Annotated in this window: 14 protein-coding genes; 6 read left to right on the top strand and 8 right to left on the bottom strand. The window is 40.4% G+C overall.

The window, feature by feature from the left end:
• Positions 1 to 34: 34 nt before the first annotated feature.
• Positions 35 to 1,945 carry a threonine--tRNA ligase gene (thrS, locus tag MTN96_RS05635; protein WP_004587838.1) on the bottom strand — a complete coding sequence of 637 codons (1,911 nt, stop codon included), beginning with the start codon at positions 1,943 to 1,945 and terminating at the stop codon, positions 35 to 37.
• Between the two features lie 383 nt (positions 1,946 to 2,328).
• On the opposite strand from thrS, the gene MTN96_RS05640 reads away from it, so the two are divergent.
• Both MTN96_RS05640 and MTN96_RS05645 read left to right on the top strand, forming a co-directional pair.
• A complete protein-coding gene (locus MTN96_RS05640; protein ID WP_004587837.1) occupies positions 2,329 to 2,775 on the top strand; it encodes a DUF3010 family protein in 447 nt (148 codons plus the stop codon).
• Positions 2,776 to 3,079: 304 nt separating this feature from the next.
• Positions 3,080 to 4,813 (top strand): AMP-binding protein, encoded by a 1,734-nt coding sequence (locus MTN96_RS05645; protein ID WP_029774429.1) that lies wholly within the window; start codon positions 3,080 to 3,082, stop codon positions 4,811 to 4,813.
• Positions 4,814 to 4,875: 62 nt separating this feature from the next.
• Here MTN96_RS05645 and MTN96_RS05650 read toward each other — a convergent pair whose 3' ends face one another.
• The 5 genes from MTN96_RS05650 to MTN96_RS05670 form a co-directional block, all read right to left on the bottom strand.
• Positions 4,876 to 5,340 (bottom strand): DUF1456 family protein, encoded by a 465-nt coding sequence (locus tag MTN96_RS05650; RefSeq protein WP_055253445.1) that lies wholly within the window; start codon positions 5,338 to 5,340, stop codon positions 4,876 to 4,878.
• Positions 5,341 to 5,453: 113 nt separating this feature from the next.
• Complete coding sequence (locus tag MTN96_RS05655; protein ID WP_248530927.1) at positions 5,454 to 6,698, bottom strand: lipoprotein-releasing ABC transporter permease subunit; 1,245 nt, start codon at positions 6,696 to 6,698, stop codon at positions 5,454 to 5,456.
• Entirely contained in the window at positions 6,688 to 7,386 is a 699-nt protein-coding gene (lolD, locus tag MTN96_RS05660; RefSeq protein ID WP_029774428.1) for a lipoprotein-releasing ABC transporter ATP-binding protein LolD, read from the bottom strand. Before lolD ends, MTN96_RS05655 begins: the two co-directional genes overlap by 11 nt.
• Positions 7,379 to 8,596, bottom strand: a complete 1,218-nt coding sequence (locus MTN96_RS05665) for a lipoprotein-releasing ABC transporter permease subunit (protein ID WP_121637416.1) — start codon at positions 8,594 to 8,596, stop codon at positions 7,379 to 7,381. The genes lolD and MTN96_RS05665 overlap by 8 nt, the downstream gene beginning before the upstream one ends.
• Positions 8,597 to 8,721: 125 nt before the next feature.
• Positions 8,722 to 9,591 carry a LysR family transcriptional regulator gene (locus MTN96_RS05670; RefSeq protein ID WP_029774426.1) on the bottom strand — a complete coding sequence of 290 codons (870 nt, stop codon included), beginning with the start codon at positions 9,589 to 9,591 and terminating at the stop codon, positions 8,722 to 8,724.
• 131 nt (positions 9,592 to 9,722) lie between these two features.
• On the opposite strand from MTN96_RS05670, the gene MTN96_RS05675 reads away from it, so the two are divergent.
• The gene (locus MTN96_RS05675; protein WP_248530928.1) at positions 9,723 to 10,844 is read left to right on the top strand and encodes an S-(hydroxymethyl)glutathione dehydrogenase/class III alcohol dehydrogenase; all 1,122 of its coding nucleotides are present in this window, start codon (positions 9,723 to 9,725) and stop codon (positions 10,842 to 10,844) included.
• 68 nt (positions 10,845 to 10,912) lie between these two features.
• On the top strand, positions 10,913 to 11,755 hold the full coding sequence (gene fghA, locus MTN96_RS05680; protein WP_248530929.1) for an S-formylglutathione hydrolase: 843 nt from the start codon (positions 10,913 to 10,915) through the stop codon (positions 11,753 to 11,755).
• Here fghA and MTN96_RS05685 read toward each other — a convergent pair.
• Together MTN96_RS05685 and MTN96_RS05690 are read right to left on the bottom strand one after the other, a co-directional pair.
• Positions 11,709 to 12,083 (bottom strand): hypothetical protein, encoded by a 375-nt coding sequence (locus tag MTN96_RS05685; protein WP_054982436.1) that lies wholly within the window; start codon positions 12,081 to 12,083, stop codon positions 11,709 to 11,711. The genes fghA and MTN96_RS05685 overlap by 47 nt on opposite strands.
• 158 nt (positions 12,084 to 12,241) lie before the next feature.
• Complete coding sequence (locus MTN96_RS05690) at positions 12,242 to 13,735, bottom strand: BCCT family transporter (RefSeq protein WP_248530930.1); 1,494 nt, start codon at positions 13,733 to 13,735, stop codon at positions 12,242 to 12,244.
• Positions 13,736 to 13,963: 228 nt separating this feature from the next.
• Here MTN96_RS05690 and MTN96_RS05695 point away from each other — a divergent pair, with 228 nt between their 5' ends.
• Both MTN96_RS05695 and MTN96_RS05700 read left to right on the top strand, forming a co-directional pair.
• Positions 13,964 to 14,380: an MgtC/SapB family protein gene (locus tag MTN96_RS05695; protein WP_004587826.1), complete on the top strand. Its 417-nt coding sequence runs from the start codon at positions 13,964 to 13,966 to the stop codon at positions 14,378 to 14,380.
• A gap of 169 nt (positions 14,381 to 14,549) precedes the next feature.
• Positions 14,550 to 15,734 (top strand): DUF1624 domain-containing protein, encoded by a 1,185-nt coding sequence (locus MTN96_RS05700; RefSeq protein WP_248531055.1) that lies wholly within the window; start codon positions 14,550 to 14,552, stop codon positions 15,732 to 15,734.
• Positions 15,735 to 15,776: the final 42 nt, after the last annotated feature.

Here is a 15,776-nt window from a genome sequence, read left to right on the forward strand (position 1 = left end):
TTGGCTCTTTGTGATTGCCCTACACGCTCGATTTTTACTGTCGATTTTTAATTTCTTCGCTAATTTTAGCTACAAAATCATCAACATTAAATTTGCCTAGGTCTTCACCTGTGCGGGTACGTACTGCTACTTCCTGTTGTTCAACTTCTTTATCGCCAACAACGAGTAAGTAAGGAATACGCTTAAGTGTATGTTCTCGGATTTTAAAGCCAATCTTCTCATTTCTCAAGTCAGCAGCGGCTCTAATTCCAAGTTTATTTAATTTTTGTACAATTTCGTGCACGTAATCTGCTTGTTTATCGGTAATGTTCATAATTACCACTTGCTTTGGAGCAAGCCACGTTGGGAATAAACCAGCGTATTCTTCAGTTAAAATACCGATAAAGCGCTCAATTGAGCCTAAAATAGCACGGTGTATCATAACTGGAGTGCGTCGTTCGTTGTTTTCTGCTACATAAGTAGCGCCTAAACGACCCGGTAATGCAAAGTCGAGTTGCACTGTACCACATTGCCACGCTCTGTCTAAACAATCGTACAAAGTAAATTCAATTTTAGGTCCGTAAAAGGCACCTTCACCTGGTAGGTAATCAAATTCAATGTCGTTTGCTTTAAGTGCATCGGCTAATGCAACCTCTGCTTTGTCCCAAATTTCATCATCGCCGATACGTTTTTCAGGACGCGTAGAAAGCTTAACTACAATTTTGTCAAAACCGAATGTCTCATATGTATCATAAACCATCTTAATACACGCTGAAACTTCGTCCATTACTTGCTCTTCTGTACAGAACACATGAGCATCATCTTGCGTAAAGCCACGTACACGCATTAAGCCGTGTAAAGCGCCTGATGGTTCGTTACGGTGACAACAACCAAACTCGGCCATACGCAGTGGTAAATCACGGTACGATTTTAAACCTTGGTTAAAAATTTGCACGTGACCTGGGCAGTTCATTGGTTTTATAGCGTATTCACGTTTTTCTGACTCTGTGGTAAACATGGCGTCTGAGTATTTTTCCCAGTGACCTGATTTTTCCCACAAAGAGCGGTCCATCATCATTGGACCTTTAACTTCTTCGTAGCTGTACTCACGCAGTTTTTCACGAACAAATTCTTCAAGCTCGCGGTAAATGCTCCAACCATCGTTGTGCCAAAATACCATACCTGGCGCTTCTTCTTGCCAGTGCCATAAATCAAGCGCTTTACCAATACGACGGTGATCGCGTTTTTCAGCCTCTTCTAAGCGTTTAAGGTACGCTTTAAGCTGCTTTTTATCGCCCCACGCAGTGCCGTAAATACGCTGTAGCATTTTGTTTTCAGAGTCGCCACGCCAGTAAGCGCCAGCTACTTTCATTATTTTGAAGTTTTGGCAGAATTTCATGTTTGGTACGTGCGGACCACGACACATGTCTACGTATTCTTCGTGGTGGTATAATCCTGGGCGATCATCTTTTGCGATGTTTTCGTCCAAAATTTCCATTTTGTATGTTTCGCCACGCGCTTCAAACGTATCGCGTGCTTCTTGCCAGCTTACATTTTTTTTCACTACGTCGTAGTTTGTTTTTGCAAGTTGCAACATACGCTTTTCAATGGCGTCTAAGTCTTCTTGAGACAAAGAGTGTTCCATATCAATATCGTAGTAAAAACCGTTATCAATAGTTGGACCAATAGCCATTTTAGCGTCTGGGAAAAGCTGCTTAACTGCGTGACCGATTAAGTGAGCACACGAGTGGCGAATAATCTCTAGGCCGTCGTCATCTTTTGCGGTGATGATTTCAAGGCGCGAATCTTCGTTGATCATATCGCACGCATCAACACGCTCGCCATTAACACGACCAGCAATGGTTGCTTTAGCAAGACCAGGGCCAATATCGTTAGCTACATCAAGAGTACTTACAGGGTTTTCAAAACTACGCTGACTGCCGTCAGGAAGAGTAATAACTGGCATTATAAATCCTTACATACAGTGGTGACACCTACAATGTATCACGTGTATTTTAAAATAAATTAAATGAGAATGACTCGACAACGCTTTTACGAATAAGCATTGACTATTTTTCGCCATAAATGACTAATGTAGATGCTGAGTCTGCTCAACTACAAAAAAGATATTGTCGCGTGATAGAGTATCAATTACAAGTTTAAAGCGCGCTCATTACTTGAAATTTTACCTAAAATTGTCATTTTTTTGTTTTTCGTTCGCTAATTTAAATTAAGCATGTGACAACTTGAGTTTATTGATTATTAAAATGCACCTGCGCCGCCTTGCTCTCGCAATTTATTAGATGTTGGGTATAATACCAAGCAATTAAGTTATATTAGAGAACAGCAATGAGAACATGTGGTGTAGAAATTACCGGTAGTGATGTACTACTTTGTATTTTAAGTAAAGATAACGACGTATTTGATATTCGCGATGTGCGCCAAACACGCTTTACCTTAGGTAACGGTAACGACACTGAAATAATGCGTAAATTTCAATTTGATTTTGCAAAACTAATGCAAGATTACCAAATTGATTCTGTTGCCATTCGTGAGCGCCAACCTAAAGGTAAATTTGCAGGCAGTGCAAAGGGCTTTAAAATGGAAACAGCGATTCAATTAATTGAAGAGTTAGACGTTCGCGTGTTCTCAACGACCGAAATTAAAGAGCAGCTTAAACGCAACCCTATACCTATTGCGTTTGAAGACACAGGCCTTAAAAAGTACCAAGAAAACGCTTTTGTTAATGCCTATGTATACATTATGAAAAAAACCTACCGCAGTGACGAGCTATAAGTCACACAGCGATTAAAACAAACTATAAAAACGCCATTTAGTGGCGTTTTTTTATGCCTTTATAAAAGTTAGTTTTTATTGCCCCTCTGTAAAACGTTCCATTTAACTTTTCTTTATGCTTAGTACATTAGTCTAACCACCCTTTCTTTGTCGACAATTTGTGTTTATTTTAACTACAGCCTATAACAATTCGCTTAACTATTTTTTATTTTGCTACACAGCTATTCGTGGCTAAGCAAATGAATACTGACTTATCAGCACGGATTGATATAAGTAACTGACACACATTAATACGGAGAAGCATATGCACACACCATCGCGCTCGGTAAAAGAAGTAGAACAAATAAACACATTACCGCTCACAAAAAGCTATTTTAAAGGTGCGCAAAGCACGCCGCTAACGGATAAAACAATTGGCGAGTACTTTGATTTTATTGTCGACAAACACCCTGATTCGCTCGCTGTCGTTGTTAGCCATCAAAATGTACGCTTAACGTATAAAGCATTTCAAAATGAAGTTAATCAACTCGCTATGGGGCTACTAGCAATAGGCGTTAAACCAGGAGATAGAGTAGGAATATGGTCACCTAATAACATTGAGTGGTGTTTAACCCAATTTGCGAGCGCCAAAATAGGTGCCATTATGGTCTGCATTAACCCTGCCTACAGGCCAAACGAGTTAGCTTATGCTTTGAACTCGGTAGAATGCAGCACGTTAATTACCGCGTCACATTTTAAAGGCAGCAATTATATAGATATGCTTAACAGCTTAGCGCCAGAGCTTACCCAATGTGAACCCGGTGAGCTAAATGCACATGCCCTACCTAGCCTTAAAAATGTAATACGCATTGGCAATGAAAAAAGCCCTGGTATGTTTACGTTTGATGATGTGATGAATTTTGCCACCCCAGCCCACAAGCTTGAATTAAATGCGATTGCAGCAAATTTAAACGCGGATCAAGACATAAATATACAGTTTACCTCTGGCACCACGGGCAACCCTAAAGGCGCTACACTCACCCATAAAAACATACTAAATAATGCGCTATTTGTTGCAGAGGCTATGCATTTTACAGCGCAAGATAAGCTGTGTATACCTGTACCTCTGTATCATTGTTTTGCGATGGTGCTTGGCAGCCTGTTATGTGTAAGTAAAGGCGCCGCAGCTATATACCCAAGCGATGCGTTTGATGCAAAAACCACACTTGATGTTGTGCAGCAAGAGGGCTGTACCGCGCTGCATGGTGTGCCGACTATGTTTATTAGCCAACTAGAGCTGCCTAATTTTACCAATTATAACCTCAGCACTTTACGCACTGGTGTAATGGCGGGCTCAACGTGCCCTGAGCAAGTCATGCGTAAAGTCCAAACACAAATGAACATGCATCAAGTATTAATTGCGTATGGGCAAACTGAGTGCAGCCCAATCAACAATATAACCGAAACCGACTCATCAATAGAGCGCCAAGTAACAACCGTTGGCCGAGCCCTTGCTCACACTGAAGTTAAAATTATTGACGAACTGGGTAACATTCAAAAAATAGGTGTACCTGGTGAGGTCTGCAGTAAGGGCGCCGGTATAATGCGCTGCTATTGGAATGACGAAGAAAAAACAAAAGCCACTATAGATGACGAAGGCTGGTTACACTCTGGTGATTTAGGGGTAATGGACAGCGAAGGGTTTGTGAGTATTGTTGGCCGCATTAAAGACATGATCATTCGAGGTGGCGAAAACATATACCCACGCGAAATTGAAGAGGTTCTTTACACTTACCCAGGTATTCAAGATGCCGCTATATTTGGTATTAGTGATGAGAAGTACGGCGAAGAAGTGTGTGCGTGGATCCAGCCAAAAGAAGATGCAGTACTTGATGAGCAAGCAATACGTGCATTTTTAAAAGACAAACTCGCCTATTTTAAAATGCCTCGTTATATTCGCTTTGTAGAGAGTTACCCAATGACAGTAACAGGCAAACTGCAAAAGTTTAAAATGCGAGAGCAAATGCAGCAATCCCTTACTGATAAGGCCTTTTCTTAACCGCAAACATTAACTACAAAAAAGCTCAGCAATTGCTGAGCTTTTAGCGTTAAATAATTTATTTACTCTGCAGGGCGATACTGCTGCTGAACACCTGTTAAAAACAAACGCAAAACCTGGTCGTTACACACACGATAATGTTTATTTTCTACTTTGCGAGAAAACGCACTGAGTTCATGTTTACTTAATTCAAAGTCAACTTTTGCAAGTGTTGCTATGACATCTTCTGCTTTCATGTTTAAAGCAATACGTAGCTTCATAAAAATAATATTATTATTTAACTTAGCCTCTGGCACAGGCTGTGGGCCTTCGCGCTTGCCACGCTTAGTATTAATAAAGCCATTTAAAAAGGTAGCAAACTCAGTGTCTGACATTTTAACAAACCCTTGCTCACCCTCTTTTGTTAACCATGCAACGACTTGCTCAGTGGTAACTGTAGCCTCTGCGGCGGCAAAAATACCGACCATGGCAGTATCGGTTAAATTAAAGGTATAGCGAACACGGCGTAAAATATCGTTATTTGTCAAAGTAATTTCCTGAGTAGAGAGCGAGGCTAAATTACAGCGCCCACGTTAAATGAGCGCGCAGTTTAGCAGCTTAAGGCACGCTGCCCTATTGATATTTACACTATAAAGAGTTGTTAATTACCCAATACCTTGGCAGGGTCGACTCGAGTTGCTTGCCACGCCGGGTAAATAGTAGCAAGTACAGCTAAAACAAAGGTAACAATAACTGTTATTCCAATATCACTGAGTACTAATTTACTGGGTAAAAACTCAATAAAATAAACACCTTCAAGCGGATTAGCTGCAAATAACTGGCTAACCCATGTAAACAGCTCACTAATGTTAAGCGCTAATATAACCCCAACTAGTGTGCCAAGTAACACGCCAACAAAGGCTTGCGTTAAACCTTGCATGACAAAGGTCGCTAAAATAGTACTGTCTTTAGCGCCCATGGTTTTTAAAATAGCTATGTTGCCTTGTTTTTCGCGCACTTCCATTACAAGCGACGATACAATGTTAAAACTAGCTACCGCTATAATTAAAAACACCACAATGTACACAATTGTGCGTACCATTTGAATATCTTGATACAGGCTACCTTGCGTTCTAAACCAGCTAGAGACATACACATAATCACTAATAGTTTGCCCTACTCGCAGTGCAATTTGATGCGCAGCAAACACATCATCTACGCTCAATCGTAAACCTGTCACTTGGCTGGCGTCGTAACCTAAAACTGACTGTGCTTTATTTAAGTGAATAAATGCAGCGCTACTGTCAATTGGCCCACCCATTTCTATAATGCCCGCAAGTGTTAACGTTACGCGTTTAGGGGCTAATAGAGACTTGCCTTGCTTGCTAATTTTAGGAATCAGTAAAGTAATATTATCGCCTATATTAGCGCCTAATTGCTTTACAATTTGCTTGCCTAAAATAACGTCATTCGTGCGCAGCTGACTAACCAGTGTGCCTTTAGTAAATTGATTTATGGCCGATACATTCCCTTCATAGCTAGGTTCAACGCCGCGTATTTCTACCGCTTTTAGCTGGCTTTTAAATTGCGCCATACCATTTACTGCTATAAATGGCGCAGCACCTGTAACATGAGGCTCTGCTTTAAGTTTTTCTACTTTGTTAGGCCAGTCAGCAATCGGTCGGCTAGGCGCTACGTATTCAACTTGCGGTACCACACTTAATAAACGATGCACTAATTGCTGCTCAAAGCCATTAATAACCGAAAGTGCAACAATTAACACCGCCACCCCTAATAAAATACCAACGGTAGAGGCTTTGGCAATAAAGCTTACAAATGCGTTTTTTTCGTCTTTATGACCAGAATACGCTCTAAAGCGTTCACTTAAAAATAAACTAAGCAACATGGTGCGACTCTTTAATGGCAAGTTTCCCATCATCTAAATACGCAATTTTACCTAGTTTGTCTGCAAGCTCTAAGTCGTGAGTAACCACCACAAAACTAGTATTTAAGCTTTTATTTAGCTCATTAATTAAATCGTAAATTTTAATCGCGTTTTGCTTATCAAGGTTACCGGTAGGTTCGTCGGCTAACACTAATGCGGGTTTAGTCACTAAAGCACGAGCAATAGCAACACGCTGGCGCTCTCCACCAGACAGTGCCGAAGGTTTATGCTCGCTACGATGCGCAAGGCCTACTTTATCTAGCATTTGCAAGGCTTGCTCTTTCGCCTCTTTTGCGTTGAGCCCTTTAATTAGTAGCGGCATAGCCACGTTTTCAACCGCACTAAATTCCATTAATAAATGGTGAAACTGATAAATAAAGCCCAAGTTTTTATTTCTAAACGCCGCCTGCTCTGTTCGCGATAATTTAGCAACGTCTTGATTTTTTATTTTAGCGCTACCCGATGTAGCCGTATCAAGGGTTCCTAAAATATGTAATAAGGTACTTTTCCCTGAGCCTGAGCTGCCCACTATAGCCAGCATATCACCTTGGTTAAGTGATAAGTCCACCCCTTTTAATACTTCTACTTGATTTTGGCCATCTTGATAAACTTTACTTAAGTTTTGACAGCTAATAACTAAATCATTCATAACGCAATACCTCTGCTGGTTTTACTTTTGCGGCTTTGCGCGCAGGATATAAAGTGGCTAAAAAGCTCATTGCAATACTGCTAAGCGCAATAATAACGAGGCTTAACACATCAAATTTTACCGGAAGCTCTACACCTGCTAGTAGGTTTAGCCCTACAGCAGCGAGTAGTTCATTAATATATAAGCTAAACAATACACCTAAAAGTGCTCCTATCGCGGTGCCAATAACCCCGTTATACAAGCCTTGCACCATAAACACTTTTTGTACTTGTGAAGGCGTTAAACCTAAGGTTTGTAATATAGCCACTTCGCCTTGTTTTTCACTCACCATCATAGTCAGTGCCGAAACAATATTAAATACAGCCACTAATACAATCAGCCCTAACAACATAGACATAATCCGTTTTTCCATGGCAACCGCGGCAAATAAAGTACCTTGGCTACTGCGCCAGTCACTTACTTGGTAATCGCGTAAAATGTGCTGGCTGTCCTTTGTAAATTGCGCTAATTCAAAGGGTTCATGTAACGACACACTTAAGTTAGGCGCGGTATTTTTGTTAAGCTTTAATACCCGCTGTAAAGATGCGCCGCTGGTAAATGCAAGGCTCATATCTATCTCTGAGCCGGTTTCGTATATTGCGGCTATTTTAAATAAACGCTGACTAGGTACGCGCCCAAGCGGCGTGTAAGTTGAGGCATTAGGCATAATTACGCGCAGTTTTTCTCCCATACCAACGCCAAGTTTACGGCTTAAGTAACGGCTAATAGCTATGTTGTAGCTATTATTTAAAACGTTTTGCCAATTGCCCTGCACAACTTTATCAGTAATTTTATATAGTGAGCCATTATCGCCATACAAGCCTTGCAGTAATACGCCGTGTAAATCTTTATTGGTTTGTAAGATGGCTTCGCCGTGGCGGTAAAGGCTTACGTGATCTACATAATCTGAGCGCTCTAAATCGGCTTTTAACGCTGTCATTTGTGCGCTGGTGTGTTTATTGGCTTGTACTTCTACGTGAGGAATGAGCCCTAACATATTTGTTTTTAAACTGTTTTCAAAGCCATTCATTACACTGCTTACAGTGAACAAGGCCATTAGCCCTATGGCTATTCCGGCAATAGAAAAAAACGAGATAAACGATATAAACGCATTTCCTTTGGAGGAGCGGCTATATCTGAGCCCTATAAATAAGCTAACCGGTTGAAACATATTATTTAAAACATTTATGCTAAAAGTGTGCGGCTATAGTAGCACGAACTAAGATGAATTGAATATGACCATAAATGTAAGAAATAATTTATAAATCTTATACTTGGCTATATTTTAAGCGCGCTTTATTCAAGCCCTGCCACTAAATAATCAAGTAATACTCTTACGTTAGTGGCAACAAACTGACGCGGCGGGTAAATTCCCCACACGCCTTCTTGATCCGGCTGATAAGAAGTTAATACTGGCACAAGCTCGCCCGTTCGTAGCTCATTTTCAATGTAATAATTTGGCAGCTGCACTATTCCTAAGCCTTTTTTTGCACCATCAACTAATGCCCAACCACTATTACAGCGCAAGCGTCCTGCAATTTTAATATGTTTATCGCGGCCGTTTTCGTTTACTCGCCAGTAACTGCTGTTACCAATTAAACATTGATGTTGGTTTAGCTCGCCTAGGGTATGAGGCTCACCTACTCGGGATAAATAATCTGGGGAGGCACACATTATAAAGCGCCTAGCACTTAAACGCCGTGCTCTGTGGCTTGAATCTTTTAAATGCCCTAACCGAATGGCTAAATCAAACCCGCCTTCGAGTAAATTTTCTTGCTCGTTAGAAAGCGTAGCAATAACTTCGACCTCAGGATGAGCGTGCATGAAATTGTGCACAATGGGCATAATAAAAGTTTCACCATACATAACTGGTGCTGTTAATTTAATTTTACCTTTAGGCGTTGTTTGCTGCGTTGCTAAGCTTTGCGTGGCATCGTCCATAGCGTGTTGTAGTTGCTTAGTTTGATGTAAAAAGGCTTCGCCTTCTTTGGTTAATACCACTTTGCGGGTGGTACGGGTGAGTAACTGGGTATTTAAACGCTGCTCCAGCGCCGTAACATGGCGACTTATATGGGCAACCGACAACCCCAGTACATTAGCCGCTGCTGTAAAACTACCCTCTTCACCCACTGCTATAAATTCGTCTATGCCATCCCAACGCGCCATTATTACCATACTGTAAAAGTGTTTTAATAAATCAGAGATTATCATTGTTTGAGAAACAAATACAATAGAGCCATCACCCAAACAAATTGGGTCTACAATTGTTATTTAAAACCACTACAAAGGATAAACACATGTCTGAATTTATAAAATCAAAAGCAGCTATTGCGTGGGGTCCAAACCAACCTCTAAGCGTTGAAGAAGTTGATGTGATGATGCCTAAAAAAGGCGAAGTAATGGTAAAAATTACCGCTACTGGTGTTTGTCACACTGATGCATTTACTTTATCAGGTGAAGATCCTGAAGGTATTTTCCCAGCAATTTTAGGCCACGAAGGTGCAGGCGTTGTGTATGCAGTGGGCGAAGGCGTAACCAGTGTTGAAGTAGGCGATCACGTTATTCCACTTTACACCGCTGAATGTGGTGAATGTAAAATGTGTACTTCAGGCAAAACTAACCTGTGTTCAGCAGTGCGCGAAACACAAGGTAAAGGCCTAATGCCAGATGGCACTACACGCTTTTTTAAAGACGGCCAACCAATTTATCACTACATGGGTACGTCTACTTTTTCTGAGTACACAGTACTTCCAGAAATTTCACTCGCAAAAGTAAACAAAGAAGCGTCGCTTGAAGAAATTTGTTTATTAGGCTGTGGCGTAACCACAGGTATGGGCGCGGTAACAAACACTGCAAACGTAAAACCTGGCGATACCGTGGCTATTTTTGGCTTAGGTGGCATTGGTTTATCGGCTATTATTGGTGCAAAAATGGCAGGCGCGGGTCGCATTATTGGTGTTGATATTAATACCAGCAAATTTGACCTTGCAACAAAACTTGGCGCAACAGATTTAGTAAACCCTAAAGATTTCGACAAACCAATTCAAGAAGTGATTGTTGATATGACCGATGGCGGTGTTGATTACTCGTTTGAGTGTATTGGTAACGTTGATGTAATGCGCTCAGCACTTGAGTGTTGTCATAAAGGTTGGGGTGAGTCGGTAATTATTGGTGTAGCCGGTGCTGGCCAAGAAATTTCAACCCGTCCATTCCAACTAGTAACAGGGCGTGTATGGCGTGGTAGCGCATTTGGTGGCGTTAAAGGCCGTTCACAATTACCTGAAATAGTTGAGCGTTACATGGCTGGCGAATTTGCCCTTAACGACTTTATTACGCATACCATGAGCCTTGAAGAAATTAACGATGCGTTTGATTTAATGCACGAAGGTAAAAGTATTCGTACAGTAATTCACTACTAATACGCTATTGGTAACCTATGTATTAAAAAGCCGTAATACTTAATTGTTTGCGGCTTTTAAGGATTTTTATGTTAGAAAATATCTCAAGTACAAAAGTAGCAGGTGGATGGCACAAACAGTACACCCACACTGCAACAAGTACCCATTGCACAATGCGTTTTGCGGTATTTTTACCCCCTGGCGCAAGCGAAACAAATAAAGTGCCAGTGCTTTATTGGCTATCGGGTTTAACCTGTACAGACGAAAACTTTATGCAAAAAGCCGGCGCATTTAAAAAAGCGGCTGAGCTGGGTATTGCAATTGTAGCGCCTGATACAAGCCCACGTGGTGATAATGTCCCTGATGACGACAACTACGACTTTGGCCAAGGCGCAGGCTTTTACGTAAACGCAACACAAGCACCGTTCAATACACATTTTAATATGTATGACTATGTAGTTGATGAACTACCTATGCTTATTGAGCAACACTTCCCAGTAACCGGTACTAAAGCAATTAGTGGTCACTCTATGGGCGGGCACGGCGCTTTAATGGTGGCACTTAAAAACCCTAAAGCGTTTGTTAGCGCTTCGGCCTTTAGCCCTATTGTTAATCCAATTGACTGCCCATGGGGCGTGAAAGCATTTACGGGTTACTTAGGCACTGACAAAGAGCTCTGGGCTCAATACGATTCGTGCGAATTGATGAAACAAGCGCAGCAGGCTGATTTTATCCCTATGCTTGTTACACAGGGCGATGCCGATGGGTTTTTAGAAGAGCAACTTAAGCCACAAAATTTAGCGGCTGTTGCTAAAAATAAAGGTTATCCGCTTAGCATTGAAATGCAAGCAGGCTACGATCATAGTTACTTTTTTATAAGCAGCTTTATTGACCAACACTTATCATTTCATAGTCAGTTTTTAACTGCGTAATCTCATTAGTGTGTAGATCAGATTTATCTACTTCTACACACTCTTTCAATACTTTACTCACTTGCCTACACACTTGTACCGTATTGCCCTCACCTTTTACTAAATTGATCAGCAATGAATCTATTTTTAACCCTATATCGGTAAAACTAAACCCATTTTTGTCTTTCGGTAGAGGTTCGAGTGGATTTTTATAAGGCTCAGAGCGAGCTGGGCTATTACTATATTTATTGGCGCGTGCATTTGACTGTGCCTGACCATCAATTATAACACCAGCGACTGTGCAGCCACTTAGGTAAATAACACATAAACATAAAGTTAGCGCTCTCATGACTCATCCTGATCAAAAATATTACCTAAATTATAAACATCTTTAAAAATAGTATTGTAAAAATATGTATACCTGTTCTATATACTTAATTTTGAACGGCCTAAGCGTACAATTTAATACAGTGCATCATCATTTTATTAATAAAATAGGTTTAAGCCCTAATACTTAAATTCACTTATACACTCTTTTATAAAGCCCACCAGCTGTAAAATAAAAATAACTAAAAACGGTAAAGCGCCAATAATAGCAATGGTTCTGTTTAGTGGCTCATTATTTTGTACCAGTAATATAAAGGCACAAAGCCCAAGCGCGAGTGACCAACCATAAATACTCCATGCTTTTGCCTTTTTGCTATTTGTTAAATCACGTATTACTAATATGGCCGAATCGGCTGAGGTAACCACAAAAATAAGTAACAATAACAAGCTTGACCAAATAAGTACGGCGCCTTGCCAGCCTAACTGCTGAAAAAATATAAATAGCCCTTGGGTGTAGTCGGCTTTAATGGCATCTAAAATACCGGCATGGTAGGTTTTATCCCATGCGATAGCCGAGCCCGAAAACACACTAAACCACACAATAGTCACAAGCGTAGGTAGCAAAACTACGCCCAATATATATTGCCACACTGGCCGGCCTTGGCTAATTTTAGCTAAAAACACGCCAACAAAAGGTCCCCACGCTAACCACCAAAAATAATAATTGTAGGTCCAGTCATTTGCCCACTCGGGGTTATTAAGTTGGCTTTGTAATTGCCATGCCCCTGTAAAAATAAGCCGTAGGTAATCCCTTGTGCCCTCAAAGGCAATAGCCATTATAGGCTGTATGGGCATTAACAAAAGCAACCAAAATAAAAGTAAAAAAGCTAACCAAACATTAAACTTACTCAGCGTTTGAATACCTTTTTTAAGCCCAAGCTTAGCCGATATTGTATACAGCAATACAATTAAGCTGATTATGATAAAACCAGATACAAGCGCGGACTCTACCCCTAAGTTTATTTCAATTCCCTTGCGTAGCAATAACGTAGAGTTTGCAATTGTCCCAACCACACCAAAAAAAATGGCAAGCACGGCCACTAATTTAACAATAAAGGTAAGCCTGTTTTGGTATTTTATATTTATAGCGCCTTTTAACGCACTGATTACCGGTGCGCTAATATCACCACTGCAATGACTGTTTTTTGTTAAGCCACCTAACACAAGCCCAAATACAGCATAAAGAGCCCACGCATGCGCCCCCCAGTTAACCAACGTCAGCGCTAAAGCACTACTTACTTTGTCAGGGTAAAGTGTATGTTTTAAAGGAGAATTGACTACATTCAACGCAGGCTCTGCAACTCCCCAAAAAATTAAGCCCGACCCCATCCCTGCGGCAAAAAGCATAGAAAGCCAGCCAAATAAGCCAAATTCAATACGGGCATTGTCACCGCCTACTTTTCGCCTCCCAAGCGGGCTTATGGCAATAACGATAACTGCAAGTAATAAAAAATTTACTAACAAAAAAAACGGCGCACCTAAAAAACTTAAAGCGTTATTTATAAGCGGTTGCAAATGATTAGTAAGTAATTGAGGCGCCAAAAATGCAATAGCACAAAGAGTAAGGCAAAGTAATAACGCTGTTTTTTCAAGCTTGGTTGTATGTAAAGGCAAGTGAAATACTGTTTATTTATGTTTAATAATAAAATAATACGCACTTTGCATAATTAATTAAACGCATAGGCAGCGTTTATCTGTAAAAGCGTAAATTAACTATGTAAATGTTACCAATTAATTAATGAATGCATCTCACATTTAGATTTAACACATTGAATTTATATAATAAAATAAGCTGGCCTATAGGTTGCTATTAGTTTACACCCTTAACCAATAGAGACCATTATGGAAATTGATTTACAGTGGAACGAAATCATCGATAATTTAGTACACCTTGGCATTGCCTACATACTCGCACTGCCTATGGCTTACGACAGGGAGCGAAGCCACCATGGCGCAGGGTTAAGGACTTTTCCGCTTGTGGCAGTTGCCTCATGTGGCTATGCGGTAATTGCTATGTCAGTGCTAGAAGGTGCAGAAGCGCAATCTAAAATGCTACAAGGGATTATTACCGGCATAGGCTTTATTGGCGGTGGTGCAATTTTAAAAAATAATAAATCTACATCAGGTACCGCAACAGCAGCAAGCATATGGAATATGGGTTTAATTGGTATAGCGGTTGCCTACAGCCGTTACGAAATTGCTATTTTATTAGCTATCATTAATTTTATAACACTGAGGTACATTAAAAAGTTTAAGTAATGCTAAGGTGTACCATTATGTAATTACTAAAAAGAAGATAAATTGTGAGTAACTACTGCAACCTAAATTAATGCAATAAATCAAGGCGCTTAAAAGCGCTCAAGCTCGCATGGCGATACTATATAACATATAATATCGCCAAATTTATACAACGTATTTGAGCTTAATGATGTCGTCTCACTCTACAACCCCTCGGTTGCATCATATTGATTTATTGCGTGGCATTATCATTATATTTATGGTGATTGACCATGGTATGTATTATTGTCTTAATTACTCAGTAACCGACCCTATGGCGGTTCCGGGTACCAGCCCTGTTACTTTTTTCACCCGCTTTATTTCGCACTTTTGCGCCCCTTTATTTGTTTTTTTAGCAGGCCTTTCAGCAGCTGTTACCGAGCATAAATACGCTTCAACTAAGGCATTTTCTTACAATTTAATTGTCCGTGGTTTGGTGCTAATCATTTTTGAATTTACCATTGTTTCGTGGTCATGGAGCTTTAACCCCGCTTTTCCAATGTTATACGCACAGGTCATTTGGGCGATAGGCTGGGGATTTGTCATATTAGGCTTATTACGTTTATTAGGCATTTATGCAGTGCTAATAAGTGCTTTATTGTTGGTGTTTGGCCATAATCTATTTGATGGCGTAAGCTTTGAGCCAAATACGCTTGCACATACACTTTGGTCTATTGCACATCAAAAAAATGTACTTGAACTACCTTTGGGCATAAAAATGAGAACAACTTACCCAGTTGCGCCCATTGTAGGTTTAATGGCTTTAGCTTACTGCGCGGGAGTATATTATAAAAAACACCAGTACAAAGCTCAGGTGATGAATTATGCAGCTATATTAGGTGCAAGCTGCCTTGCTTTATATACTGTGCTGCGCGGTTTTAATTTATACGGCGACACTTCAGTATTTACTATTCATACCAATACTATTAATACTGTTATGTCGTTTTTAAACCCGACTAAATACCCACTGTCATTACAATTTATGTTGCTAACCGTGGGCCTGGGGCTAATTGCGCTTAAACTTTTAAGCCATGTTAAAGCCGACTTTTCTCGTAACTTTTTACAAGTGCTTGGTAAAACCAGTATGTTCTCATACCTTGCACATTTGTATTTATTGCACGCTGTTGCTTGGTTGCTTATTCCTGTTTTAGGGCTTAGTTTTAGCGATATGACATACGGCGACACATTAGTAGGCCTTCCACCGGGGTACGGTATGAGTTATGGCGCAACTTTGTTATTTATAGCTGTGGTTATAGGCTTAACCACTTTACTTGCAAAACGCTATTTAGACTGGAAGCGCAATAATAAACACACTCTAATTGCTAAGTATATATAACAAAAACCCCACATAATAACGTGGGGTTTTATTTAAGTGTTT

The organism is Pseudoalteromonas sp. 2CM28B (assembly GCF_023161935.1).